Below are 26615 nucleotides of genomic sequence, written 5' to 3' on the forward strand. Positions count from 1 at the left end.
GTTATCGATCCCTTTTCAGAAGTAGAATATGCTGCTCCAACTGGTCAAGTAGCTCAGGGTCCACTTTATCTAGAGCATCAACCATATGGGTTACTGCCAACGAGCCAAATTGTTCAATAAGGTCATACGTCAGCTCTTTGGATTGCGTGTCCATGAACTCTTCAATCGTGATAACAGGCTTATAGTGAAACGACCTTGAGACAGAACGCTTTTGTAAAATCTTTTTGTCCACGAGGCGGTTCATCACCGTCATCACGGTATTGAAATTGATCGCTTTGTCCTCGTCCAGCTTCTGTTGGACGTCTTTGATCGTCATTTCCGAGGGGCTGGTCCAGAGAATTTCCATAATCTTGGACTCTAGCGGACCGAAAAATCGGTTAAGTCCGCTTTCCTTTAATTTAAAGTTTTGCATTTTCACGTTAGGCCACACTCCTTACACTATAGATTGTAGTGTGATCATAGTGCGGAAGTCAAGAAGCAGCTGTTGCGTGATGAAACCTTTTGACATCTGGGATAAAAAGATTTATAATACTTACATAAAGTTAGTTATTAAATATAAGTTAGTTAAGGAGTGATTGTAATGAGCATTGACATATATTCGGTAAATGAACAAGGCGTAGGCGCATTCGATGGAGGTAAATTCGTCGAACAGCGGGCCATCAGCTTCCCCGGCGAAAAGACAGCGGTAGATCGTGTCGGGCCTTTATTCTACTGGGCATGGGGCAAAGCATCCGATGTATCGGAAATCGGCATGCACCCGCACAAAGCGTTTGAAATCGTCACGTACGTCATCGACGGACTTGTCGAGCACCGCGATTCCCTCGGATCTTTGGAAACCGTGACGAACGGTGGCGCGCAAGTGATTCAAGCAGGTTCGGGCGTTTATCACGCTGAGGCCTTCCGCAGAGCGGGCAGCGAGGCGATGCAGATTTGGTTCGAGCCGCATTTGAGCGAGACTGTGAAAAAGCCGGCTGCCTATCATCAATACGAGCATGAGCTCTTCCCCGTTAGTCAAACTGATGGTGCAACCGTGAAAAAAGTGATCGGCGGAGATGCTCCCATACAGTTGGATACGGATGTGCGGATGTATGATTGGGCGATTGAGCCTGGCGCCGCGTTCAGCTACGACTTGGAACTGGGGCGCAGCACGGCGTTCCTCGTGATTCGCGGGGAAGGTGTGGGAAGCGTTGTGGGGCAAGGACAGGAGCGAGATCAAGAGCAAGGGCAAGATCGGAAGACCCTGTCCCACAAGGACTTTGTGGTAGCGAAAGCAGTAGGTGAAGGCGAAGCTCTTCACCTGGTGGCGGGCTCTGAGCAAGGCCTGCGGATCATTGCCATCGACGTACCGGAAGATCCAGGCTATGCCTTGTATCGGAAGTAAGCAGCTTTCACACGCACCTCCCCATTCGTAAAGATGGGGAGGTGTTGTGTTTTTTGGAGCTTCACTGACCGCCAACACTTACTTCATTCCTCCAACGCCCCCACACTACCCCCAACTAGCCAGCACTCCCACTAGAATACCTGGATTTCCTCCAGCTATTTTGAGCCTTTCCATTCCTTTTTCTGAAATAAATGGAAAACATACAGCTAATCTCACTCATACCCGTTCGAAAGGCCCAAATCAGCGAAATTAGCTGTACTTTTTCCATCTAACCTCGTGATTCAGAGAAATCGGACTAAATTACATGGACTTTTTCCATGTATTTGTAGGATTCGCCTTCCTTTTTTGGAAGAAACCAAATTGACACTTTCGTCACGCATCTTGTATGATCAAAGGAATTATTATGATAACGATAATCATTCTTACATTTGGAGCGTGCTGACGATGCCCATCGAAACAAACGTCGATTTCTCGCTAGTTGAGATGTACTTTCATATTTCACCAAAAGGAATGGAAGAACCCCTCCTGCACATTCCGGCGAGGCAGCTCTTAGAGGGACCTGTGATGTTGGACGTCCTGCAGCAAGGACAAACGTTGCTCCGCGGCAAAGGATTGGACATTTCTGCGTCGTACTTGGGACTTACACTTTTCAATCTAGTGGCTACGATCCACCTGTTTCTTGCTCAGTACAATCAATGGTTGGATTTGGAGTTAGATCATCTTGCACTTGAAGTCGAGAATCATGGCGACCATGCACACGTCGGATATAAGATTGTAAACGTACAATGGAAGGAAGTTCCGACAGAAGATCGTGACCTATTCATTGAGTTGGAAATGCGCAAGCTGTTCTCAACCCTCATCACGCCAGTGATTACGGTCATCGCAGAGCAAGCGAAAGTGAATCAGGCTATGATCTGGAATCAATTCGCTGCGCGCATGACATTCGTACGTGACTATGTGTTGGAAAATGACCCACGTCCCCACGTCCGCGAACAGTTCTCTGCCGATTATGAGGTGTTGACGAAAGAGTTGACGGCCGATGTTTTTGGTCGCAAAGTAAATCCGTTCGTCCATGAGCCGAAGTACATAGATAGCCCTTATCAAGAAGGCAAAAAAATTCTGATGCGCTCCTCCTGTTGCATGTACTACCGCCGTGAAGAAGGAACAAAGTGCTTCAATTGCCCGATCCTCAAGGACTCGCAGCGCGAGGAAATGTTCATTGAGATCAAAAGCAAGCAAGCGAGCACAGCTACAGCTGGATAAAATATTCAAAGCCCCTGAGGAATTTTCCTCAGGGGCTTTGGTATGTTTAGCTAGTTAGTTGGAAGAGGTTCGGGGGTCGCATTGGGCTTGGAGGCTGTCAAAAATGCAGATAGGCAGTTTTGACATAGGTTTCCCTTCATTTTTTGGGAATTGATGCAAATAGGCATCCTTTCAGTGTGATTTGAGGAGATTTCCTTTAAATTCATTAGAAAGGTTGCCTATTTGCACGCATTTGCTAATTTGGAGGATAGATGAAGAGAAAAGGTTGCCTATTTGCATTTTTCAAAGAATAATTCCCCTATAAATCCTGTTTTAAACGGTTGGTGTTGGTGTTGGTGTTGGTGTTGGTGTTGGTGTTGGTGTTGGTGTTGCCGATTGATTAAGTTATTACTGATGATGATATAAAAGCTAATAATAGTGGTATTCGCGTAAAGTAGCATAGAGTAATCAACAGAAAAAGCAGCGGATTTCCGCTGCTTTTCCCCTATTCCCCTCGCCTGAGCGAGGCCCTACTTCCCGCCCGTACCGTTCACAAAGGTGAACGAAGCAAACGTCTTGTTCAGCCGCGCCATATTCGCATCTGTGCTCACCGCAGCATCAATACGAAGCGTCACCGTATACGTGACTTGCTTGCGATTAAACACATATACCGTCTCGGCGTACGGGATGTGCGCTTTTGAATAGCTCACCGTGTACTTCTTCGCTTTCACATCACCGTAAAGCGTAACATCCTCAGACGAGTATGTGTAGTCACTATCATTGGTGTGACTCACCTTGTGCTCCTCTTCGGCATCCTTCAAGACTTCGGCGTAGGCCTTCTTGCTGTCTGCCTCTACACGTAAGTAACCACCTGTAAAGGTAAATGACTTCGTCGCCTGATCGTTACCCTCGTAAGAGCGGTTCGTTGTCCAATTTTCAGGAATACGCACCGTATAGTTGAACTTCTCGTTCTTATATAGCGTTGTACGATCTGGATCGGCAAGCTCGTCTAAATCCTGAATGATGCCAAGCTCCCCATCCATCGCTTCTTTATCCACGGAGATCGACGCCACCACGCTATCCCAGATCTTCTTTAGCTCATCACCTTGATCATCTTGCGGATAGGTCATTTGCACTTCATATTTGTACTTGTCCTTGATGAAAAAGAGCGAACTTCCCGCATCCCACTCGTCTCCCAAGGAACTCGCAAAATCTACTTTCCATGCTGGCACACCGTCTACGGTTACCTCTACTGGCTTGTCTACACGGCGATAATCCGCCTTGTATTGGGCTTCAAACTCTTTAATCTTCCGGCCAACCCAATCCGACAGGGTATCACCTGAAGACGCTGAGGTTACATAAACATGGAGCGTTTGCGAATAATCCTCATTGTAAAAGGAGTTGCTTCCACCATGATCCTGCTCCCAGTCCGCAGGCAAATCGATCGATAACCCATACTCACTCGTATAGGTCACATCATCAGAATTAAACACGGAGATATCTTTCAGAGAGTTATCTGCCGAATTAAAAGCAAGCTTAAAGCTATCCAACAAATCATTATAGCTATTTTGTTTGGAACGATTGGTGTATTGTTCTTTGGTTACGAAGAGCTTCACCGTATACAAACGACCACCATGCAGGTAGCCTCGCGTCTGGATATAGCCATCTTCACCGGATCGGCTTACGATTTTGGCATAAGGACTTTCTGCCCGCTTCACATATTGACGTTCCAGAATCGTCGCACTATCCCCATAACCCGAATATTCACTGCTATCATTACCTGCGATTTTGTTCAAAAGAGCCGCTGCCGACAGCTCATCACTTTGGTCGCTGTCTACGTGAATGGAAAGCGCGAATTCGCCCTTCGCATCAACGAAACTTACGGTATCACCGTCGTCGGATTGTTGTCTTTTGACAAGACCCGCCGGGTACTTCATGGACCAACCGAAGTGGCTGTCGCCAATCTTCGTTTTGCCGCTGTCCGCGTCCAAGGAACTCCCCTCGGTATCCTCCGTTAACGTCGCTTCTGCGCTATGGAGTTCGCCTAACTTCACCGTTTTGGTCAAGGTCGCGCTGCCCGACTGAAGTTTAATATCCACCGATTGGCCTGGCAAATATTTTTTAATCGCCTCGTTGTAATCCACGAGTGTTTTGACCGAGTTAGGGCCAACAGAAACTAAAATTCCATCTTGTTCAATTCCCGCTTCTGCCGCCGGTGAATCCGCGTCCACGTAGGTCACTCTCAATCCCGTCGAGCTCGGCAAGCCAACAACGGCTTCCCAGCTTTCTTCTAATTCCAGCCCTGTATAGGCGCGTTTCACTTTGCCATACAGTTCAAAATGATTCAACACATACTTCACCGTATCTACAGGTATAGCGAATCCTAAATTTTCAACACCAATATCGGCGTATTTCATCGTATTAATCCCAATGACTTCGCCCTTCATATTGATCAATGCGCCCCCGCTGTTGCCGGGATTAATGGCTGCGTCTGTTTGAATCAACTGATACTGCGAGCTCACCGAGCGATCTAGACCGCTGACAATGCCCACTGTTACAGAGTTACGTAAAGCGAACGAGATAGGCGTACCAATCGCAGCTACTGTTTCACCAACTTTGATGTCCGAGGAGGAGGCGAAAGTGGCTGGCTTGAGGCCAGCAGCATCGATTTTGACAAGCGCCAGATCGCTCTCCTCATCAATATTCGAGGCATGCCCGCGATAGGTTGTCCCCTCGGAGGTCACGACGACGATATTTTTCATATTTTTTACCACATGAGCATTCGTAACAATCACACCGTTCGAGGCCACAATGACACCCGTTCCATGTGCAAGGTTAAAGCGATTTTTCTCTAATGACTTGTCCATCTCTGAGGATGGCTTTCCTATAATGGCGACTACGGAAGGCGAAGCTTTCTCGATAACCTGCGGAATCTCTGCGTTAATTTCAGCTGCATAAGCAGGCGAAGACATCGGCTGTACAAACGTCACAAGTACCAAAGCTGCGACCAGCGAAATGCTCCCTTTTTTCATCCAAACTTTCCAATTCCCCATTATGTCGTTCCTCTCTTAACAAAAGTTGGCAATAGCTAGAATCTAGCACAATTCTGGTAGAGAGACAATATAAATATTTCCACAAAAAGGTAACTTTATCGACACTCTGCAATGCGCTCGGGATGCGTATACACGGTTAAATGGTCCTTCCGAATAAAGCCCACCACCGTAATGCCAAGATCGTGAGCGAGTCGGAGTGCTAGATCGGTTGGTGCTGATTTCGACAAAAGAAGGCCGACGCCGATTTTCGACGTCTTCAAAACAACTTCGGAAGAGACTCTTCCGCTGAAAGCGAGGACCTTATCCCGAACCGAAATCCGCTCCCGAAGGATGTGTCCGTATATTTTATCAAGCGCGTTATGTCTGCCGATATCTGCACGGGTAACTCGAAGCTCACTCACCGTGCACAGAGCTGCATTATGCAGCCCTCCTGTCGCCCGGAATTCCGCCGATTGCTCCTGAAGTTCGCTCATCAGATGAAAGCATTGGGGAATCGTCAGACTGAGCTTTGTAGTTACCGTTTTGGCCGTGCGCATATCATTGTGAAAATAAAACTGGCGGCTTTTCCCACAGCAGGATCCGATGAATCGCTTGGACACCATCTGACGGCTCAGCTGATGAAGATGGCGCAGCTTCACATGGGCGAAGCCGCGATCCTCCTCGAGGGATAGAGATTCAATCTGATCGACAAAACGGATCATCCCTTCAGAAGCTAGAAAACCCGTAACCAAATCCAAAGTGTCAGTTGGTGTGTAGACGAGTGTGGCAAACTCCTCACCATCAAGCAGGATCGTCAGAGGGGCCTCGATTGCAATCGTATCCTCCGCGGGAAGCACCTCCGAACCGTTATAACGGTGAATCGACCATGTTGTGGTCGCAGGCGATGGAAGCTCTACATCATCCACAGCTTATCCCTCCATTTCGGTTTCCAACTCTAAAATGCGCTTCTCAACATAACGAGTGTCTTTGTGTGCGTGGTACGTTTCTGCCTTTTCAACGATGACAGCCGTGTTATACTCCGGAATGCCCGCGAATGGCTCATATACCCCATTGGGTATCAGGCTGTTGCCCTCAGGCCAATGCACCTCGATGTTGCCCTGCTTGACATCGGCCTGCTTCACTCTGCCATGCATGCTGCCGAAACCATTGTAGACCACGATCGCTTCCCCTTCGTTTAAGGCAAGTCCCTTCGCGTCTTCTTTATGAATTAAAACGTCATAGCGCTCAGCTTCATTGAACGGATCGACGTCACTGTAGATCATCGAATTGAACTGCTTGCCGCGGCGCGTCGTCACCGCGAAATGCCCCTCCGGCTTCCGCAGCTCCGGAAGCTCGATCGGCAGCAGCCGGCCGCGGCCATCCGGCGTCGGACAGACGCCGTCTTCGCACAACCAAGCGCCGCCGGACTGGAACACGTCCCCGCGCTCCCGCAGGTGCTGGATGCCGTCGTAGCTCGGCGCGGCCTGCGCAATCTCCGCGCGGATCGCCTCCGCGGTGCCGCAGCCTAGCAACGCTGCGGCTTCGGGCTTCACCCGGCGGGCGAGATCGACATAGATGTCCCACTCCGCTCGGGCTTCACCGATGCGGGGACCTGCGATCTCGGGTGAGAAATACACCATCCGCTCCGTCGAGGTGGATGTGCCTCCCCCCGGCTGCTCGTAGCGCGTCATCGCGGGCAGCACCACTACGGCCTCCCGCGCGTCGAGCAGCGTGGAGGTGTTAAGAATGATGTCCTGGTGGACACGGACGTCGATGTTGGTAAGTGATTGTCGGACGAAATCCGGGTCCGGCATCGTCTCGAGGAAGTTGCCTCCGGATGTGTAGAACAACCGGAGCTTCCGCTCCTGCTCCTCGGGCAGGAGCGCATTCTCGAGGGTGACACCGACGATGTCACCCTGCCAGCTCGGCAGCTCGAAGCCCCAGAGCTGCTCGATGCGTTTGCGGTCGGCGGCGCTGCTCATCTCGCCGCCCGGCAAGGAGAAGGGATCGGCGCCCATTTCGCCGGATCCCTGCACGCCGCTGTGGCCGCGGATGGGCATCAGCCCGCAATGCTCGCGGCCAAGAAAGCCCCGCAGGAGGGCGAGATTCGCCACCTGCGAGATGTTATCCGTGCCGAAGCGGTGCTGTGTGAGCCCCATGCTCCACACGAAAACCGCGCTAGCGGCACGCGCTAGGATCTGCGCGAGCTCGCTGATGCGCTCGCGGGTGAGCCCGGACGACTGCGTGAGCGTCGTCCAATCCTGCTGCGCCACGTGGGCGCGCAGCTCTTCGATGCCGTTTGTGTGCGCAGCCACGAACGCATGGTCAATCGCGGAGCCGGGCTCGCGCGCCTCCATCTCGAACCACACCTTCATGATGCCATTCATGAAGGCAATGTCCCCGCCGATGTTCACTTGGTACACATCGTCAGCAAGCTTGGTGCCGAATAGCGCTGATTCGGCAATGGAAGGGATCCAGTACTGCTCCATCGACGGCTCGTAGTACGGGTTAATGACAATGATCTTCGTCCCTTTGCGTTTGGCCGCATACATATACTTCGTCGAGACCGGCTGATTGTTCGCGGCCACGCTGCCCCAGAACACAAGGACGTCCGTGCCGATCCAGTCCTTGTAATTACAAGTCGATGCGCCCACGCCTACGGAGCGCTTGAGTGCCGTCTTCGACGGCGAGTGGCAGATGCGCGAGGCATTGTCGATATTGTTCGTGCCTAGCAATCTCGCAACCTTCGCTGCCACATAGTACGACTCGTTCGTAATCCCTCTCGCCGTTAAGTAGAACGCCATCTGCTTCGGGTTCAACCCGCGCATCTTCGACGCAATCAACTCCAGCGCTTCATCCCAGCTGGCGCGGCGGAAACGTCGCTCACCTTTCTTCCGGATAAGCGGATACGGAATACGCCCGAGCTGACGAAGCTCGGTTGAGCTCATGCGGCTGAGCTCGTCGATATCCGCATGGAGCAGGTCCTCGCGGATGGCTGGCATCGTATTCAGCCGCAGAACGTTCAGCCGCGTCGTGCAGATATGCGGCCCTGCCAGCGTCTGATCGTAAAGCCCCGACACCCCAAGCGCGCAGCCGTCGCACACCCCCTGTGTCAGAATCCTCACCGCATAGGGCAGATTATCGCGATTTTGCCACGCAATTTTGGCTGTTTCTCTTATGTGCTTCGGCTTCACTTTACCGAGACCAAACGGTATCTTACTGACCCAGAGCTTAGGATCTGGTTTCGCAGGCAGCTTGATCGGCCCTGTGTGCTTCGTTTTCCCCAAATTGAACGCCTCCCATTGCGTGTATGTATTTTATTTCTTTATATTTGTTTGTCTTGTTCGTCTTGTTTGTCTTTTATCCCCTTACCTCCCCCACCTCACACTCTCTTCCCTCGTTCCGCCCATATATCCCCAATCACACCGCACGTCCCCCAAAATTGCGAATAAGCAACCTTTCACCAACAAATTCGTCTGTTTTCGAGAAATAAGTGCAAATCAGCAACTATTTCTATCATTTCTGATGGTTATAGCTTACTTCTCGCCAAAAGGTTGCCTTTTCGCAACCTTTCCTACGCAACGAGCAATCTAGCGTAAAATTGTTGCACATTTGCATCTTTGATCGCATGATCCAACCGACTTAACGCCAAATCACCCTACTAGCTACTCTAAACCTCCTGCTCCCTATCTCATTCCCCCTACAACTCACTTTCTACCATTCTATTCCGCTCATCCCCCATGTTCCTCAGCTCCTTAGAAGCAAAAAACCACCGCAAAACAACCCCAAGCCCCTCTTACGAGAAGAGTCTCGGGTTGTCTCACAGTGGTTAGTCTCCGGCAGGTTCGCTACCAAGTGCCAAGCACCTTACTTATGTATATGAAGATGTACGAGCGGTTAGTTATCCGTGTCTTGCACCAAACTTCTTTTCCAAATCCTCATCAAAGACGAATATCGACATCCCCACATCCTGCGCAATATCGATATCAACAAACAGCTGAATGAACTTTGCGCCAAGCAGCGTTTCCATCTCTACAGGGGGGTGATCCTTGTAAATTTCTTTGACCATTTCTGTGCGTGCCGTGCGGAGCATTTGCCTGCCATCGCCCGTCTTCGCCATAAATTTCTCTACTGGAGAAAGGTTTCCTGCCATTTCGCAGATCGCCCAGCTTTTGCAGAAGGTCGTCGTTACGCGTTCCGGCCCTTTGCCCATGTGCTTCTTGCGATAAGCTTTTACCAGATTGCTAAACTCGGCCTCCATACGATTCATTGGTCAGCCACCTTTTACATGATCTGTCCCCATCATAGCAAGAAAGCCCTTACCTGACAACATCTCAAGGTCTATTCGTGCCTCTTATCTGCCCTTGAATTCCTCACCCTAGATTGGTTTGGTTATTCGCAGGTCCCCACAAGCACAAAAGGCCGCAAGCAACCGCTGACAGCCCTCTTACTCTAATTTGATTTGATAATAACATCCTCACTATGCTTTGGCCCCAGCAAAAGACAATCCTTCGATTGCCTTTTATTCATCATCTTCCCATTTACGCGAATAAGCCTTCTTCGTTATCCAAATCGTTAGCCCAATCACGATAATAATCGCGATGACACTTCCAATAACTGCACCAACCACCTAGCACACGCCCCTTATATCTACTCTTATATCCCATTGTATCAAAACTCGCCCAGCCAAACAGCATCCACTTCGAAATTTCGCAATAGATGCCTAACCTCGCTACCCTTTCAGAACAAATCCAACTGCCTCGGCGCCAGCCCCTCGTAGTCTAAACCTAACATGCTCATCAACGTTTTCGCATTGCCTGCTGCATGTCCACCTGAGTTGTTGTTGAAAATGATGCAAATCTCCCGTGTCTGCTCCTGCAAACGGAGCAACCTCACCTTCCACTCCAACAATTCCTGCGGATTGTAGTCGTACAAATACCGCACATCGCGCCAGTTGGCCTCGTTCGTCTGCACCCATCCCCCGACATTCCGTCCGTGGAAGCGAACCATCGTCATGTCGGGATGCGTCGCCTCCAAGACGATCGGAACGGATCCAATTCCTGCCTGCGGCTCGTCGCAGATGCTATGCATCCAGCCCTCGCGCTTCATGAAGGCCAGCGTTTTGTCCCGCATGTCCTCTGCAAACCAGCTCTGGTGGCGGAACTCCAGCGCTAGTGGCACATCGCCCATTCTCGCCTTCGCCTCCCGAATCACATCCACACTCGTCTTGTTGCACGCAAACCAAGGTGGATACTGAAACAGCACCGCCTTCAACTTCCCCGCTTCCAGAACGGGTCGAATCGACTGTAAGAACGCCTCGTACATCTGGTCTGCCCCACCGGCAAAAGGATTTTCTCCCCGCAGGTGTCCCGTCATCCCTTGGTAGGCTTTTATAATAAACCCAAAATTCTCAGGTGTCTCTTGGACCCACTTCGCATAATTACGTTCAGGCTGTACGGCATAGAATGAGGTATCTACTTCCACGATCGGGAAATGTGCGCCGTATGTCACGAGCTTCCCCTTACTCCCACCCAAGTCGTGGTCACCCCAACCAGCCAAACCGATATTAATCACTATCATCACCCCGTGCACAATCGCTATGATAAAAGTATTCGTTCATCTATCATAACATCCTCGTGCACCATACCCAAGAAATACGCGCTCATTATCGTGCAAAAAGCGCGTCCCCTCCATGAAGGGACGCGCTTTACATCTATCATTCATTTACAGCCAGCCAATGGCCAGGCGTCACTTCGACAAACTGCGACCGCTCCAGCCCGTACGGATCCTGTATCGACGAGTCAATGAGTGGCACGAACGCCTTGCGTGACTCCACCGCCGGATCAGGAACCGGAATCGCCGCGAGCAACGATTTGGTATACGCGTGCATCGGGTTCGCATACAACTCTTCGCTCTCTGCGAGTTCAACGATCTTACCCTTGTACATCACGGCTACGCGGTCACTGATATGCTTAACCATCGATAGATCGTGAGCGATAAATAGATATGTCAGCCCCAGCCTCTGTTGCAGCTCCTCTAGCAACTTGACGATCTGCGCTTGGATGGATACATCCAGAGCCGACAACGGCTCGTCGCAAACGATAAACTCAGGCTCAACCGCCAGTGTTCGGGCGATACCGATCCGCTGCCGCTGCCCGCCGGAGAACTCATGCGGGTAGCGCATAGCGTGAGATGGGCTGAGACCGACCATCTCAAGCAGTTCCTCAATCCGATGCTGCCGCTCCCCCTTACTGTTCGTCATGCGGTGGAGGTCTAACGCCTCACCGATGATGTCAGCAACCCGCATGCGCGGGTTCAGGGAGGCATACGGATCTTGGAAGATCATCTGCATGTAGCGTCGCATCGTCTTCATCTCCCTGCGGGATAACCGATTAAGGGAGATCCCCTTGTACAACACCTCTCCGCCCGTTGCTTCGTTTAACCGCAAGATGGTCCGACCGGTGGTGGATTTACCGCAGCCTGATTCACCTACAACGCCTAGCGTCTCTCCAGCACGGATATCAAAGCTGACATCGTTAACTGCTTTGATGATCTGGCCTTTACCGAGATTGAAATGCTGTCTAAGCGACCGGACTTCCAGCAAAGGACGGTCATCTGCCGAACGAGTGATTGAGGAAACCAATTTAGGTTTCTTCTTCTCATCAAGCCTTGGCAGTGCATTCAGTAGACGCACCGTGTAGGGATGCTTCGGAGCGGAGAAAATCTCCTCTGTCGTGCCCGTCTCAACGACTTCGCCATCCTTCATAACTACAACCCGATCACACATCCCGGCTACGACACCTAGATCATGCGTAATTAAGATGATGGATGTGCCCAGCTTGCGCTGAATCTCCTTCATCTGGTGCAAAATCTGCGCCTGAATGGTGACGTCAAGCGAGGTCGTAGGCTCGTCCGCAATAAGCAGCGATGGTCGACAAGCAAGTGCAATAGCAATCATTACACGTTGACGCATACCACCGGAAAATTCATGGGGATACTGTAAATAGCGTGCTTCTGCATGGGGGATCCCGACCAGCTTCAGCATCTCAATCGCTTCCCGCTGTGCTTCTTCCTTGCCAAGCTTCCGATGCTTGATCAGACTCTCCTCAATCTGTCGACCTATGCGCATCGTCGGGTTCAGCGAGGACATTGGATCTTGGAAGATCATCCCGATATCGCGACCGCGAATATGCTCCATCTCGAGATCTGACTTATCAGCGAGGTTCTGTCCTTGGAAAAGAACCTCCCCACCTTTCACCATCGAAGGAGGCGATGGCAGTAGCCTCATGATCGTACGTGCTGTAACACTCTTACCGCTGCCGGATTCGCCAACGATCCCCAGCGTCTCTCCCTCGCGTAACGAGAAGCTTACATTACGAACAGCTTCAACTTCCTTATCTCGTGTGTAGAAAGAGACAGACAATTGCTTCACTTCTAAAATGGATGTCATATAATCACCTTTGAGTTGGGATAAACTTGAAAAGAAAGTTTCTATCATTCGTTAATACATGTTAAAATATAAGTTAATTATATCGCAACTATAAAAAAATTATATATTTCAAAAAAATGAAACTATTATTTGACCATTGACTTTTTCAAGCACCACTCTTAAAATCTACTATATCGATCGGAATAATGCAATATAAACTGACCGACAAAGGAGCTTACGAACTTGACCGGGCACACTTCAGCTATGGATTCACCTCTAGTCGACCGACTCGGGAACATTTTTGCCAAAATGCTATTGCATCCTACTTATCGCTTTTTGCTACTACTGGCGGGGGCTCCCTTGCATCTAATCGTCTATGTGGTCCACCTGTCCAACAAAAAGAAGAGTATGCACAAGGCTAATTTGGACAAGTTAGAACAGCAATGGACTTCCTCGGGACATCGAGATCAGCTGCTCAAGGAGGCGAAAGAACAACTTGAGCGTAAGCATAGATTCTTCGGACAGACCGTCACCCCAGAGAAACTGGATCGCGAAGCTAACCAAATTGCGGCGATCAAGTTCAAGGAAGCGTTATTGCGTCACCTTGATGCTGAACAAGATGGGAACGGCAAGTCGCAGACCACCTATGCCGATACATTTACCCAATTGATCCGACACCCGGCGTTTCTGGCTATATCCATTATTCCCGGTGTTCTCATGTACATTCTTATGTTGATCTATAACAACGCTTATTTCAAATATATCGCTGAACGGCTCGTGATGACAGTTTTCGTCATTTTTGGCGTCGCTTTTCTCGTCTTTACCATTCTCTATCTGTCGCCTTTGAATCCTGCTGCTAACATCATCGGGGAAACAGCAACAGCAGAGCAGATTGCCAAGTTTAATCAGCTCTACGGTCTTGATCAACCTTATCTGACCCAGCTTTGGCATACATTCCGCGGTATCCTGACATTCGATTTAGGCAAATCCTTCGCAGGCAACGAAGTGGTCACCACCTCCATTGCTGCGAAGTTTCCGGTGACGCTGACGCTAACCGTCATCTCCACGATCGTAGCTGTACTGATCGCCCTGCCGATCGGGTTGGTGTCTGCCACTCGACCGAATTCTTTCTTTGACTATACGTTCATGCTGATTGCATTGATTGGGTTATCGATCCCTAACTTCTGGCAAGGGCTCGTCCTCATCTTGAATTTCTCGATCAAGCTGCATTGGCTTCCCGCTACATATAATCCGCAGAATGCACTGACGATGATCATGCCGATTGTTGTGTTAGGAACAGGTCTTACCGCGGCAGTAGCTCGGATGACGCGGTCTTCTACACTAGAGGTCATCCACGAGGATTATATTACGACTGCCCGGGCCAAAGGGTTATCTCGCAGGCAGGTGCTTTGGAAGCACGCCGTGGGTAATGCGCTAATCCCGATTATTACGGTTATCGGACTTCAATTCGGTGCGATGCTCGGCGGAGCGGCTGTGACGGAGAAAGTTTTCAATATCAACGGAATTGGTAGCTATATCGTGGACAAGCAGTTCATTCCCGATATTCCCGCAATAATGGGGGGCGTCGTCTATACAGCCATCACAATCTCGATCGTCAATGTCATCATTGACATTTTATACGCCTTTTTTGATCCAAGAATCCGTTCCAAAATGAAACAATACTAGCAGGTGACAACGTGACCAAACCGATACTTACTAAACAGGACACTCATTTCAGATTACGTACCTGCTCCGAATACGGACAGGCCAGCTTTGCGGGGATCGCCTCCTTAAGTTTGGCACTGGTATTGTTGATCAACAGCTTCGAAGGAGCTCACTTAGCTGTGCATTCAGCCGTGTTCGCTGCCTTTGTCTCTTATTTGGTCTTTGCGCTTCTTCAATTGGGAACAATGGCTTTGATCCGCAGAGATCTGCTCCAGCATGGCGAGATACGCCGCACCACTCGTTGGATAGGTTACTTGCTATTACTCAGCTTGCTGACTGCTAACATTTTCATTGTTACGGCTGCCTTTCAGCTCATCAAACGCAAAAAGAACGCGGCATATATACTCTCGTTCTACGCTTTGTTAACGACTTTGTTCGTTTTCGCTGTCTCAGCTTTAAACGTCTTCAAACCGTATGTATCTAACTTATTCGTACCGGGTATGGGTCTCATTTTAGTCGCGGGAGCCATTCAACTACTTGCTCTGCTTCTGATCTCCCGGTATGGAGATGACAAGCTTCTGCCCAAGTGGTTGTGGGTCGTCGCGGTAATGTTGCTAGTAACTGCTCTAACGGGTAATGTATTCGCCCTGGCGCTTGGCATCCTGTTGATGTCCAAACTTAAGAACAGAGATGATTCATCGGGCACGAAATTGAATGAGGTTGTTGACCGGCTGTCCCGCAGCTCTACTTCCATGCTGGGTCTTTGGTTCATCGGCTTTCTCATTTCAATCTCGCTGTGCAGTTACTTAACTTTCGACTACGGGATGGCGATCGACAATAATTACGGAGCTATCCTGCAATCGCCAAGCCTTACCTATCCGCTGGGTACGGACAACTTCGGTCGATGCCTGTTCTCTCGAATCGTATTTGGTGCACGTATCTCGCTCTTTGTCGGTATCCTCTCCACATTGATCCCCGTCATTATCGGAGGCTCACTGGGAGCGATATCCGGTTACTACGGACGCAGTACGGACAATCTCATCATGCGTGCGCTTGATATCTTGTACGCAATTCCAGGTATCCTGCTTGCCATTGCTATCATCGCGGCATTCGGTGCCAGTACGGTCAATCTCATTCTTGCGCTGAGCGTCGGGGCCATCCCTACGTATGCTCGGACCATGCGAGCCAATGTAATGCTCGTCTCTACTCTTGAATATGTGCAAGCGGCGCGGGCATTCGGCGCGGGCGATTTTATCATTTTGCTCAGACATATCATCCCGAACTCCATTGCGCCGATGATCGTTAAGTCTACGTTAACCGTCGGCGGAGCCATCATCTCAACGAGCAGCTTGAGCTACCTCGGACTCGGCGTCGAGCCGCATATTCCCGAGTGGGGTAATATTCTGAAGGTCGGAAGTTCCTATCTCGAGACGCATGCCTACACGGCCATCTATCCTGGCTTGGCTATCATCGCACTCGTGCTGTCCTTCAACTTCCTTGGAGACGGACTACGCGACGCGTTAGATCCTAAGCTGGATTAAACACTTAAAAAATAATGGAATCTTCATTCTTACTCCATGAATTCTCACGTTACACAACACAGAAGGATATGGAATGAATGTGCGTTCATACACTTACTTTTACTAGGAGGGTCAAATCTATGATTAAGAAAAGCAAGGTTGTCATCCCCGTCATCCTCGGTGCCTCTTTGATGCTAAGCGGATGCAATTTCACAACGAAGGATGACGCTGCTGCGTCACCAACACCATCAGCAGGAGCAACTGCTGCAGCGAACACTACCCCTGTCGATATCGAACTGTTGGGTATGAGCTCAAATGAAACAGACCTTAACATCGTTCGCGACCAGCTTACGAAGAATGGTTTTAACGTTAAGTTGAACATCCAGCCGGATTACGGTACGTTCAAAGCGCAACAAGATGCAGGCAACTTCGATGCAGCCTTGTCCAGTTGGACCACTGTTACAGGTAACCCAGACTATGCGGTACGTTCCCTTTTCAAAACAGGTGGTGACTACAGCATTATGTCCGATCCAGAGATCGACAAGCTGATTGATCAGGCCGCAGGTCAGACACCAGAGCAGTTCACAGAAACATACAAGACGTTCGAACAAAAATTAGTCCTGGATAAAGCCTACATTGCACCGCTCTATAACTCACTCAAAGCACAAGCGTTTAATCAAGATGTTCTGAAGAAAGAGTCTGTACGTCTCTCGAAATCTCGTTCCCTGCCTTGGGAAGAGCTAGACTTCAAGGATACGGCCAAACGTGCGAAAGACCCGATCATTCTGCAATCAACGCTTCCTTCCCTAACATCACTCGATCCAATCAAAGGGAATGACGGTTCGATCAATATCATCAACACGAACATGTATGTACGTCTACTCAACTTGACAGATGACGATAAGTTAACGGCTGAAGGCTCACTTTCGCACAACTTTGCAATCGCCAATGGCAATTCCGACTACTACTTCTTACTTCGTGACGATATCGACTTTGCACAAATTAAGAACAAGCTAGCCGCTGACTCTGGCGAACGCGTTGGTGCTGAAGATGTTATTTTCTCGTTAAATCGCGCCAAAGACAAAAATTCCGTGCCAAATCACCGTACATTTACATTGCATGAGCATATCAAAAATGTAGAACTTGTGACTGACCCTGCCGTACTTGAATCAGTTAAAGTATCCGGCGGCTCCGACACAATCAAATCGAGTTTGGAAAAAGGCCTTGGCACCAAAATTTCTTCCCTTGTAGCTGATAAAACGAAAGCAAGCAATAAAGAAGGCAAATATCAAGTTGTTAAGTTGACAACTACAGAGCCGTTCCCGCAAGTCTTGAACTATTTAGCGCATCAATCCGCGGGGATCGTCTCCAAGAAGCAAGTTGAAAGCATCAATACGTACGATGTAGCCAAATATGATGTAAATAAAGACATCGCGTACGGCGACCAAGCAACCATTACTGAAGGTGCTAAATACAACAATACATTGGCTACAAGCGGTCCTTACATTCTTTCCTACAAGAATGACTATGAGGCTGTCTTCTACAAAAACCCAGGGTATATGAAGGGGACGAAGTACGAGCCGAAAGTAGACTCCATCAAAATCCGTTTCATCAAAGATGCTGAAGCCTCCCTGTCAGCGCTAAGAAGCGGCGAGATTCACTTGTACTACGGTGTGTCCGAAGTTAAGTTTGACGTTGTCAAAGCGGATACTAAGCTTTCGCTTCAAACGATCCCTAGTAACGCTGTATCCTACCTGTTGTTCAACACTAAGAACCGCGAAATTGCCAAGAGCGCTGACTTGAGAAAAGCTGTGCTGTATTCCATCAATCAAGACGAATTCCTTGCTTACTACAAGAACAACAAGTTCAAAGCGATCTCGACTCTAAGCCCACTTGTCAAAACGGGATTAGAGCTCAAAGCAGATTCTGCTAAAGTGAAGGATTTCTTGAGCAAATATAACGCTAGCAAAACCACCAAATAGTTGATCAGCTGAACATGTAAAATAAACGGCTACACCGTCCTACTAGGACGGGTGCGTTTATCCAAAAATATAAGCATTGTATAGAGTGAAACTTATACTTTCTTATATTTCTAAGAAGACTGCCTCATCGTCCATGACGGTTGGGCAGTCTCTTTCATACAAACCACATCGCACAGACAGGAGCGAATACAAATGCCAACTCCCGAAGCCAACCTAGTTAAACTGTCGCAATGGGATGCACTCATCCTAGAGTCACTCAAGACCCAAGAATCTTCCGCAGACAAGCTGCTTCAGCGGGTCCAAGCTGGTCAGCTTCCAATAGATGACAGCAAGTTCCAATTCGACTATACGCGCTTAACGGAGCTTGCGAGTGAGGATCTCGCTACGTTCGAGCACGCTGTCCGTCACGGCTACCAGATCAAATACAATACGCTGCGCGGCATCGCTAGCTGGATTCTCGTCGTTTTCGGACAGGAGACAGAGTTACAGCTCGAGCCCGGTCACGAAGCGGTCGTTGCAAGTCTTACCGCGGAGCAGCACAAACGCCTGACTGCTGTGCTCTCCCACGGATGGGTCGTCCGCGGCGAACAGGCAGCTACGCCTGATGCGAGCACGACAACATACGTCATCGAGCCTCTCGTCCGAGGTTGATCAAACGTCATACTTATTACTTGTTCCACGATGCTGCTCATGACTTTATCTTTACAACTTCCATGGGAGCAGGTATAGTTACGCTATATAGGATTGACCCGGAGGAGCCTGCCAAAAGCGGGCTCTTTTTGTCTTTTTCAGGGAACTGCGGGTCGCCCATCACACATAATTCAGGACAATACTGGAAATCCTGAAATAAAGTTAAATGGAGGCAGATTTAGTGGAATTACAAGCTTACTGGGCTATCGGCATCTTCTTACTTATTTATGCGATTATCATTTCCGAAAAAATTCACCGTACCATTATCGCGATGATCGGAGCCGTGCTGATGGTTGTTTTTGGCATCGTCAGCCAAGAGACAGCTCTGCATCACATCGACTTCAACACGCTGGGCCTACTCATCGGGATGATGATTATCGTAGGCATTACAGCGGAGACGGGGCTTTTCAAATATGTCGCGGTGAAGGCCGCTAAGCTCGCCAAGGGACAACCGCGAAGGATATTGATTGCGCTCGTGATTATCACAGCGGTATGCTCTGCCTTTTTGGACAATGTAACAACCGTACTTCTCATGGTCCCTGTCACCCTGAGCATTACGAGACAGCTTCGCGTGAATCCATTTCCGTTCCTTTTCACACAAATCTTGGCCTCCAATGTCGGGGGGACAGCCACGCTGATCGGCGATCCACCTAATATTATGATTGGTAGCGCAGTGAAAGAACTTACGTTCATGGCGTTTATCTCGAACCTGACACCAATCGTAATCATCATCATACTGGCTTATATTCCTTTGTTCCTGCTGCTTTTCGGGAAACAAGTCAAATCCACCCCTGAGCTGCAACAGAGCATTATGGAGATGGATGAAAACGCAATGCTAACGGACCGTAAGCTGCTCTGGAAATGCCTTATCGTTCTGGCTCTTACCATTCTAGGCTTCTTCTTGCATCAGAGCTTGCATTTGGAATCGGCAACGGTTGCATTAAGTGGCGCGTTTCTTCTGCTTCTCCTGACTGGTGAGCACATGCTGGAGCCCGCTTTTGCTAGTATCGAGTGGCCTACGATCTTCTTCTTTGTCGGTCTTTTCGTGCTCGTATCCGGGCTCGTAGAAACAGGCGTGATTACACAGTTAGCTGCGCACGCGATTGAATTAACAGGCGGTAATGAATTCGCAACCTCGATGCTGATTCTGTGGCTGAGCGCGATTGCATCGGCTTTCCTCGACAACATCCCGTTCGTTGCCACGATGATTCCATTGATTCAGGAAATGGGCACTATGGGCGTCAGTAATTTAGAGCCACTGTGGTGGAGTTTGGCTTTGGGCGCTTGTTTGGGGGGCAATGGCACATTGATCGGGGCGAGTGCAAACTTGATTGTTGCTGGCCTAGCCGGCAAAGAGGGTTACCCAATCACCTTCGTGAAATATTTGAAATATGGCTTCCCGCTGATGATCATTTCGATCGTTCTGTCCAGCTTATATATTTATTTCAGGTATTTGATGTAAGAAAAAGGAGGTAAGTGCCATGTTAACGTACACGTTTGACGAGACAGCCATCGAACTCAGTGAAACAGCTAACGACCAAGATATTGAATTTCGTATTCACGTTCTCGGGGATGCGACTATGGATCAACGGGTGAAAGACGTTCAGCTCGATTTTGACCATAACCACGTTATGACCGATGTCTTGTTCTACGCTTTTCACGATCATAATTACCAATTCATTGTCCGCATGGATTACTATGAGGCCTTTATTCTATCTCTTATGAAGCATCGCATTTTGACTAGTGTCACTTGGGTGTAGCCAAGTTAGCAACATTGTACACAATTGAAACACTTAGGTGAGAAAAAGAGGAGGGACTGACATGATTCACTACTGGCTAGTCCTACTTGCCATTGCGGTGGCCATTGCTTATTTGGCGGATAAAACGAAGCAACCCTATCCTACACTACTCGTCATAGCTGGCCTGCTGCTTGGACTTCTCCCCATTCCTGTTATGAATGAGTTAAAAAATTACATTGCTTCCGATCATGTGTTTCAAACTACGGTTATTCTTATCTTCTTATCCGCCCTTATTGGCGATGCGGCGATTAAACTGCACTTCCATGAGGTGAAGGAAAACAAGCGGCCTATCTTGCTGCTCTCCTTACTCGGCACAATGATTACCTTTGTTCTTGTAACCGCGCTCTGCTCCGTTTTCTTAGGTCTCTCTCTGCAAAAAGCACTCGTATTCGGCGCCTTAATGGCCGCTACCGATCCCGTTTCCGTGCTCAGTATCTTCAAGTCGCTAGGACTTAACTCGAAGCTATCCACCATCGTCGAGGGTGAAAGCTTAGCCAACGACGGTGTCGCCGTCGTCCTGTTCAAAATTGCACTAGTCACCACAATGCTCAGCATGTCCAGTCTCCTTGATGGCACATTAGAGTTTGCTAAAGTGGTCATCGGCGGCATGGCAATCGGGATTCTTGGCGGCTTCCTAGCTTCCAGAATTACCTCGCGCATCGATAACTATCTCGTTGAAATTGGTCTATCCATCGTCTTGTTCTATGGCGTATTCGAAGTCGCTGAGATGTTCCATCTTTCGGGGGTAATCTCGGTCGTCTTCGCTGGACTATTGCTCGGGACTTACGGGAAAAACATCGGCATGTCCGATACCACACTGGAGAAAATGGACTCCTTCTGGGAAGTCATCGCCTTCATTGGCAATGCCCTTATTTTCCTTATGGTGGGCTTGGAAATATCGAACATCAACTTCACGGACAAATGGCAAGAGATCGGCGGCAGTATCGTCATCGTCCTCCTCGCCAGATTCATCGCCGTGTATGTAAGTCTCGCTATGGATAGCGATATGCCTTCGGCTTGGAAGCCCATCATCGCCTGGGGCGGGCTAAAGGGCTCGCTGTCCATAGCGCTCCTGCTAGGTGTGTCTCCTGACTTCGAAGGTCGCGACCTGCTGCTCGCGATGACGTTCAGCAATGTCGTATTCTCACTACTCGTTCAAGGGACGACCTTGAGTCGATTGGTTGCGCTACTGAAGGTGAAATAAGGGGATGCCGCTACCGTCGACGATCACCCTCAACAGACACGACAAAGAAGAGCCAAGAGGAGCAATCCCCTCCTAGCTCTTCTTCTATTTCTGCGTCAATCGTCCGTACGTTTCCTTATCACAAATGACGAAAAGCTTAGCTCCCAGCGGAATCTCTTCATGAAGCCTTTTATTGATATTCAGATGCTCGCCATCTGAGATCAGTGTCGCACCCTTTTGCAGCAAATCCTGAAAAGCATCATGGAACGTCACCCACTTCGCCTGTGTAGGGATCTCGTAGAGGTCCTCGCCCTGGGGTGTGCGGGTTAGCAACTGTGTAAGAATCTTCGAGGTTCCTGGGCTAAAAGCCGAGCGTACCGCAAGCTGCGAAATGGTCTCACTGCCAAAGATGAATTCATCGATGCGAATGTGCTGGAAGTTGGGCAGATTTTGCTTATCACGGATCTCCACTATCGTGTACACGTGGTTATAATTGCGCTCGACGGTCGTCGCCACCAGTAAGGTTTTGCCATCGACGAAGGCGGGATCGCGAATCGTGTTCTGGAACTGAGTCACTTCATCGGCGAAAATGAACACCGCCCTCGCCTTCGATGTATTGGCCATTTCGAGTGTCGCCACGAGCTGAGGATTGCCCAGCACATAATGCACCCGCTCATGGTGAATCGGGCTTTTTTCCAGCGTATCTATAAGAACAACCTCCACAACGGGGTCTGAGTTCAGGATTTCTTTAATCGCGTTCTCCGCATGCTGGCTCCAATCAATCATCACAAAATGGTTCGTACCCGCATACCTCAATTTGCCTTCCTCCTTCTTCCGCTGATACACAAATAAGGCATCCACGACTTTGCTAATTGTTATGGAAATAAGTCCAATCCCGAAGATGTAGACGACGATCCCTAAACATTTGCCTGCAACCGTATGCGGGTAGAAGTCACCATAGCCCACTGTTGTAACTGTCGTCATCACCCACCACAAGCCGTTAAATCGGGTCTCAAAAGTGCTCGGCTCTAGCTCATAAGCTAATAGCGAACTTCCTCCAATGAACACAACAGCCACGCCAAAAACAAAGAGGTTATTCCAACGGATTAGACGCAATAAGAATTTTGAGAAGAAAAGCATGATGACCTCCTGACAGGCATCCGCCCAACAATTTCCAGACTATTCATCTAGTATATCAAGAAAAATGCTCTTAGATGAATGAATCATAACGCATCTACCTCTTTCAACTCACGATTTTTTTAATTTTGTCGGGAATCCGACATTCTAGCGTGAAATCATGTGATAATATACATATAACAGATTGGAATACTCGGTATTAAGTAGTGTGCATTTTTTAAGAAATAAGGATAGGGGATTGAACCTATGGACCAATTACATGAGTTTGCTGACCTTCAGGAAAAAGACCCCACAAAGGAAGTCATGCTTGAGGCTTTTCGAAAACATGGCATTAGTCATACTTACCGTAAGAACGAGTTTGTTTTTCAGGAAAATGACTTGCCCAGCGGTGCTTATTATGTGGCTTCAGGATTAATTAAGATTTCCCAATCCTCCGAGGAGGGGCAAGGAATTACCTTATTTCTTCGCTATGAGGGAGAAGTTTTCGGCAATGCGGAAGTGTTGACGAACATAGCTCGGAAGCGCTACGCCAAGTGTCTCGTGGACAGCCAAATCCTGACACTAGACAGTCGGAAGTTTCTCGAATTGGCCAAAGAAAATGCAGAGTTTTCCTATTCCGTCGCCGTTCTAGGTGCTCGCAGACTCCTGCAAACACAGCGAATGGTCGAAACTTTAATCTCCCGCCCAGTCGCCTGGAGGCTCGCTTGGTTCCTCCTGCAGTTGGGCAAACCGACGGATGAGAAGCTCGAAGTTCAGGTGCCGCTCAGTCATGAAGAGATCTCCTATGTCATTGGCTGCAGCAGACAAACCGTCACGGAAACATTGAACAAATGGCGCGATAAAGGACTCATCGATTATGCCAAAAAGAAAATCGTTGTCTATCATCCGAACCGTTTCTTCACCGACATTTAGACGAACATCAGCCTGGAGGCCAACCCTATGATCACGATAAATCATGTGAATAAATCCTTTTCACAGAAAAAAGGCAATGCTTATACGGCTTTAGATCAAGTTTCTCTCACGATTAAAAAGGGAGAATTCGTCTCCATCGTAGGGCCTTCGGGCTGCGGGAAATCCACGCTATTGAATTTGATCGCCGGATTCGAACAAGTGAGCAGCGGAACAATTACGGTGGGTGGGCAAAAGGTTACTGCGCCAGGAGCCGATCGCATTGTTGTTTTCCAAGAACACGGCTTGTTCCCTTGGCTTACCGTGCTTGATAATGTGGCCTTCGGTTTGAAGCAAAAAGGGCTATCCAAGAAAGAACGCTATGCACTTGCTTCTGAACAAATTAAAGCTGTGCACTTGAGCAAGTTCATTGATCGTTATCCGCATGAACTGTCTGGCGGGATGAAACAACGAGTAGCGATTGCCAGAGCGCTCGTTATGGATCCTGAGATCCTGTTAATGGATGAACCCTTTGCGGCATTGGATGAGCAAACGCGTTTCATTTTACTGAAGGATTTGGAAGAGATTTGGCTTAAGACCGGTAAAACCATCTTGTTCATTACGCACAACATTCGTGAAGCCGTCATTTTATCAGATCGTGTTGTCGTGATGGCGACGCAGCCAGGCAGGGTTAAGAAGGAATTCGCCGTGCAGGCAGCTAGGCCTCATCAAAGCAGCGATCCGCTCATTCATGCTTTGGAAAATAAAATTATGGAAGCTCTGACGGATGAGCTCGAGAAGGTAGTCAGAGAGGAGCTGGGCCATGCATACAGCCTTAAGAAGAACGCTATTTCTAATTCTGCTGCTGATCATATGGGAGTTGGGATTTAGAATTTTTGATTGGGGTTGGAAATTTCCTTCTCCTCTACAAACCTTCCAAGCCTTCTATGATGGGTTTGCGCACGGGCATCTCCTTAACGCCATTGGGGCTAGCCTTCGTCGCTTACTCATCTCATTTGCCCTATCGATTGGCATCGGAACGATATTAGGCTATTTATTTGCACGATATCGCTATTTTGACGAGACCTTCGGCTTTGTCGTGGTTGCCCTCCAGACCGTGCCGAGTATCGCCTGGCTGCCCTTCGCGATTATCTGGTTCGGACTGAATGACACTTCCGTCATTTTCATTACCACCATTGGCGCAACATGGACGATGTCGATGGCAAGCCGCACTGGAATCATGAACATTTCACCGATTCATCTGCGAGCTGCGCAAATGCTGGGAACGGGCAGCGGATATCGCTTGTTCTTTCAAGTGCAGCTGCCGGCGGCATTTCCCCATTGGATTACAGGCATCCGCGTGGCTTGGGCCTTCGCTTGGCGGGCACTTGTAGCTGGCGAGCTGATTGCCAAAGGCGTGGGGCTCGGGCAAATGCTGCAAGATGGACGCGGACTTGGCGATACGGCAACGATCCTGTGCGTCGTCATCATCATTGCTGTGATCGGTACCATTTCGGATCATTTCTGTTTTAAACAACTAGAGGACCGCATTGTGCTTCGTTTTCAGCTTAAGAAATAAATGGCGTTTCCTAGAACCAAATAAGGGGGAATTAGTGTGAAAAAAGTAGGTTGGATCATGAGTTTGGTTTTAGTCGTACCCTTGGTTTTGTCCGCTTGCGGCCAGAGTAAAGAAGTTGCTTCAAGCGCTGTTAGTACGACTGTGAAAATTGGTATTTTGAAAAATGTCACCCATGCTCCAGGATTTATTGCCCTGCAAAACAATTATTTTCAGGACGCTTTTGGTAAAAATGCCAAGATTGACGTCACGGCTTTTGACAATGGAGCGGACTTCGCAACGGCAATTGCAACGGACCAAATTGATATTGGCTACGTGGGACCGGGACCGGTCATCAATCAATATTTGAAAAGCAAAAATATCCGAGTCATTGCTGGCGCAAATAACGGCGGTGCCGTATTAGTTGCACGTAAGGACGCAGGCATCAAATCTGTTAAAGATCTCGTTGGTAAAACAGTTGCTGTTGCTGCCAAAGGAGGCACACCGGATCTATCTCTTCGTTTGCTGCTCAAACAGGAAGGATTGAAAGTATCGACCGATACTTCGGGTGTGCAAATCGTTACACGTGCTCCAGCAGATACGTTAGTTGCGATCCGTCAGAAAGAAGTCGACGCGACCTTGATTGCAGAGCCTTGGGGCACACAGATTATCCAAGAGGGTTCCGGTACGATTTTGGTGGATTGGAACAAAATCCCTCCCAAAGACGGCAATTATCCGTTAACCATTCTCGTAGCCAGCGATACGTTTCTGAAGGATCACCGTGATTTGGCCAAAAAAGCCGTGAAAGCCAACAAACAAGCGATTGATTTCATTCAGCAAAATCCGAACAAAGCCTATGATCTAATTAGCGATGAATTGAAGCAATTAACGGGTAAAGGAATGGAACCTGCGCTCATCAAAGCAGCTCTCGACCATTTGAAATTAACCGAAGAGATCACGTTAGAGGATATTAATGAGCAGGCTAAAACCTCTTTTGATGCAGGGTACTTAAAAGTGAAAGCGGAAGAGTTGGATTTCAGCAAATTCCTCGATTTATCTCTTTTAAATGAAGTGCGAAAAGAAAAATAACCGTATGTGACTGAGGAGGCCTT

21 protein-coding genes are annotated in these 26615 nt (G+C 48.8%); 13 read left to right on the top strand and 8 right to left on the bottom strand.

Features of this window, described 5'->3' with window-relative positions; genetic code table 11:
• Position 1: 1 nt before the first annotated feature.
• A complete protein-coding gene (locus ASL11_RS28155; RefSeq protein WP_056622192.1) occupies positions 2-418 on the bottom strand; it encodes a BlaI/MecI/CopY family transcriptional regulator in 417 nt (138 codons plus the stop codon).
• Between the two features lie 162 nt (positions 419-580).
• Here ASL11_RS28155 and ASL11_RS28160 point away from each other — a divergent pair, with 162 nt between their 5' ends.
• Positions 581-1381: a pirin family protein gene (locus tag ASL11_RS28160; RefSeq protein ID WP_056622194.1), complete on the top strand. Its 801-nt coding sequence runs from the start codon at positions 581-583 to the stop codon at positions 1379-1381.
• A 444-nt stretch (positions 1382-1825) separates the two neighbouring features.
• Positions 1826-2644: a (2Fe-2S)-binding protein gene (locus ASL11_RS28165; RefSeq protein ID WP_157257083.1), complete on the top strand. Its 819-nt coding sequence runs from the start codon at positions 1826-1828 to the stop codon at positions 2642-2644.
• 509 nt (positions 2645-3153) lie between these two features.
• On the opposite strand, the gene ASL11_RS35495 is transcribed toward ASL11_RS28165, so the two are convergent.
• The 6 genes from ASL11_RS35495 to ASL11_RS28195 all read right to left on the bottom strand — a co-directional run bounded on the left by ASL11_RS35495 (position 3154) and on the right by ASL11_RS28195 (position 13105).
• The gene (locus ASL11_RS35495) at positions 3154-5676 is read right to left on the bottom strand and encodes a trypsin-like peptidase domain-containing protein (protein ID WP_063795706.1); all 2523 of its coding nucleotides are present in this window, start codon (positions 5674-5676) and stop codon (positions 3154-3156) included.
• Positions 5677-5771: 95 nt separating this feature from the next.
• Positions 5772-6581, bottom strand: a complete 810-nt coding sequence (gene fdhD / locus ASL11_RS28175; protein WP_056622198.1) for a formate dehydrogenase accessory sulfurtransferase FdhD — start codon at positions 6579-6581, stop codon at positions 5772-5774.
• 3 nt (positions 6582-6584) lie between these two features.
• Positions 6585-8942 carry an FdhF/YdeP family oxidoreductase gene (locus tag ASL11_RS28180; RefSeq protein WP_056622200.1) on the bottom strand — a complete coding sequence of 786 codons (2358 nt, stop codon included), beginning with the start codon at positions 8940-8942 and terminating at the stop codon, positions 6585-6587.
• Positions 8943-9556: 614 nt separating this feature from the next.
• Positions 9557-9925, bottom strand: a complete 369-nt coding sequence (locus tag ASL11_RS28185) for a DUF2294 domain-containing protein (protein WP_056622202.1) — start codon at positions 9923-9925, stop codon at positions 9557-9559.
• A gap of 470 nt (positions 9926-10395) precedes the next feature.
• Entirely contained in the window at positions 10396-11229 is an 834-nt protein-coding gene (locus ASL11_RS28190) for a DUF72 domain-containing protein (RefSeq protein WP_056622204.1), read from the bottom strand.
• Positions 11230-11371: 142 nt separating this feature from the next.
• Positions 11372-13105 (bottom strand): ABC transporter ATP-binding protein, encoded by a 1734-nt coding sequence (locus tag ASL11_RS28195; RefSeq protein WP_056622206.1) that lies wholly within the window; start codon positions 13103-13105, stop codon positions 11372-11374.
• 222 nt (positions 13106-13327) lie between these two features.
• Here ASL11_RS28195 and ASL11_RS28200 point away from each other — a divergent pair, with 222 nt between their 5' ends.
• From ASL11_RS28200 to ASL11_RS28230, 7 genes are all read left to right on the top strand, one after another.
• On the top strand, positions 13328-14770 hold the full coding sequence (locus ASL11_RS28200; protein WP_056622209.1) for an ABC transporter permease: 1443 nt from the start codon (positions 13328-13330) through the stop codon (positions 14768-14770).
• 11 nt (positions 14771-14781) lie between these two features.
• Positions 14782-16290: an ABC transporter permease gene (locus ASL11_RS28205; RefSeq protein WP_056622211.1), complete on the top strand. Its 1509-nt coding sequence runs from the start codon at positions 14782-14784 to the stop codon at positions 16288-16290.
• Positions 16291-16409: 119 nt separating this feature from the next.
• A complete protein-coding gene (locus ASL11_RS28210) occupies positions 16410-18251 on the top strand; it encodes an ABC transporter substrate-binding protein (protein WP_056622213.1) in 1842 nt (613 codons plus the stop codon).
• A gap of 192 nt (positions 18252-18443) precedes the next feature.
• Positions 18444-18902: a hypothetical protein gene (locus ASL11_RS28215; RefSeq protein WP_056622215.1), complete on the top strand. Its 459-nt coding sequence runs from the start codon at positions 18444-18446 to the stop codon at positions 18900-18902.
• A 220-nt stretch (positions 18903-19122) separates the two neighbouring features.
• Positions 19123-20403 carry a sodium:proton antiporter gene (locus tag ASL11_RS28220; RefSeq protein ID WP_056622217.1) on the top strand — a complete coding sequence of 427 codons (1281 nt, stop codon included), beginning with the start codon at positions 19123-19125 and terminating at the stop codon, positions 20401-20403.
• A gap of 19 nt (positions 20404-20422) precedes the next feature.
• The gene (locus ASL11_RS28225) at positions 20423-20701 is read left to right on the top strand and encodes a hypothetical protein (protein ID WP_056622219.1); all 279 of its coding nucleotides are present in this window, start codon (positions 20423-20425) and stop codon (positions 20699-20701) included.
• Positions 20702-20762: 61 nt separating this feature from the next.
• A complete protein-coding gene (locus tag ASL11_RS28230; RefSeq protein ID WP_056622222.1) occupies positions 20763-21944 on the top strand; it encodes a cation:proton antiporter in 1182 nt (393 codons plus the stop codon).
• A gap of 84 nt (positions 21945-22028) precedes the next feature.
• On the opposite strand, the gene ASL11_RS28235 is transcribed toward ASL11_RS28230, so the two are convergent.
• Entirely contained in the window at positions 22029-23063 is a 1035-nt protein-coding gene (locus ASL11_RS28235; protein WP_056622224.1) for a potassium channel protein, read from the bottom strand.
• A gap of 243 nt (positions 23064-23306) precedes the next feature.
• Between ASL11_RS28235 and ASL11_RS28240 the strand changes: the two genes are divergently transcribed.
• The 4 genes from ASL11_RS28240 to ASL11_RS28255 are packed head-to-tail and all read left to right on the top strand — an operon-like array spanning position 23307 to position 26592.
• Positions 23307-23972 (top strand): Crp/Fnr family transcriptional regulator, encoded by a 666-nt coding sequence (locus tag ASL11_RS28240; protein ID WP_056622226.1) that lies wholly within the window; start codon positions 23307-23309, stop codon positions 23970-23972.
• Between the two features lie 27 nt (positions 23973-23999).
• Positions 24000-24839, top strand: a complete 840-nt coding sequence (locus tag ASL11_RS28245; RefSeq protein WP_056622228.1) for an ABC transporter ATP-binding protein — start codon at positions 24000-24002, stop codon at positions 24837-24839.
• A complete protein-coding gene (locus ASL11_RS28250; protein ID WP_063795707.1) occupies positions 24772-25527 on the top strand; it encodes an ABC transporter permease in 756 nt (251 codons plus the stop codon). Before ASL11_RS28245 ends, ASL11_RS28250 begins: the two co-directional genes overlap by 68 nt.
• A gap of 36 nt (positions 25528-25563) precedes the next feature.
• The gene (locus ASL11_RS28255) at positions 25564-26592 is read left to right on the top strand and encodes an ABC transporter substrate-binding protein (RefSeq protein ID WP_056622230.1); all 1029 of its coding nucleotides are present in this window, start codon (positions 25564-25566) and stop codon (positions 26590-26592) included.
• The last annotated feature ends 23 nt before the right edge of the window (positions 26593-26615 follow it).

The organism is Paenibacillus sp. Soil750, assembly GCF_001428045.1.
In the GTDB taxonomy this organism is placed as follows: domain Bacteria; phylum Bacillota; class Bacilli; order Paenibacillales; family NBRC-103111; genus Paenibacillus_E; species Paenibacillus_E allorhizoplanae.

Coding starts and splice junctions, on each gene's coding strand:
- ASL11_RS28160 (WP_056622194.1), top strand. CDS start 581: ATGAGCATTGACATATATTCGGTAAATGAACAAGGCGTAGGCGCATTC.
- ASL11_RS28165 (WP_157257083.1), top strand. CDS start 1,826: ATGCCCATCGAAACAAACGTCGATTTCTCGCTAGTTGAGATGTACTTT.
- ASL11_RS35495 (WP_063795706.1), bottom strand. CDS start 5,676: ATGGGGAATTGGAAAGTTTGGATGAAAAAAGGGAGCATTTCGCTGGTC.
- ASL11_RS28185 (WP_056622202.1), bottom strand. CDS start 9,925: ATGAATCGTATGGAGGCCGAGTTTAGCAATCTGGTAAAAGCTTATCGC.
- ASL11_RS28195 (WP_056622206.1), bottom strand. CDS start 13,105: ATGACATCCATTTTAGAAGTGAAGCAATTGTCTGTCTCTTTCTACACA.
- ASL11_RS28210 (WP_056622213.1), top strand. CDS start 16,410: ATGATTAAGAAAAGCAAGGTTGTCATCCCCGTCATCCTCGGTGCCTCT.
- ASL11_RS28215 (WP_056622215.1), top strand. CDS start 18,444: ATGCCAACTCCCGAAGCCAACCTAGTTAAACTGTCGCAATGGGATGCA.
- ASL11_RS28225 (WP_056622219.1), top strand. CDS start 20,423: ATGTTAACGTACACGTTTGACGAGACAGCCATCGAACTCAGTGAAACA.
- ASL11_RS28230 (WP_056622222.1), top strand. CDS start 20,763: ATGATTCACTACTGGCTAGTCCTACTTGCCATTGCGGTGGCCATTGCT.
- ASL11_RS28235 (WP_056622224.1), bottom strand. CDS start 23,063: ATGCTTTTCTTCTCAAAATTCTTATTGCGTCTAATCCGTTGGAATAAC.
- ASL11_RS28240 (WP_056622226.1), top strand. CDS start 23,307: ATGGACCAATTACATGAGTTTGCTGACCTTCAGGAAAAAGACCCCACA.
- ASL11_RS28245 (WP_056622228.1), top strand. CDS start 24,000: ATGATCACGATAAATCATGTGAATAAATCCTTTTCACAGAAAAAAGGC.
- ASL11_RS28250 (WP_063795707.1), top strand. CDS start 24,772: ATGCATACAGCCTTAAGAAGAACGCTATTTCTAATTCTGCTGCTGATC.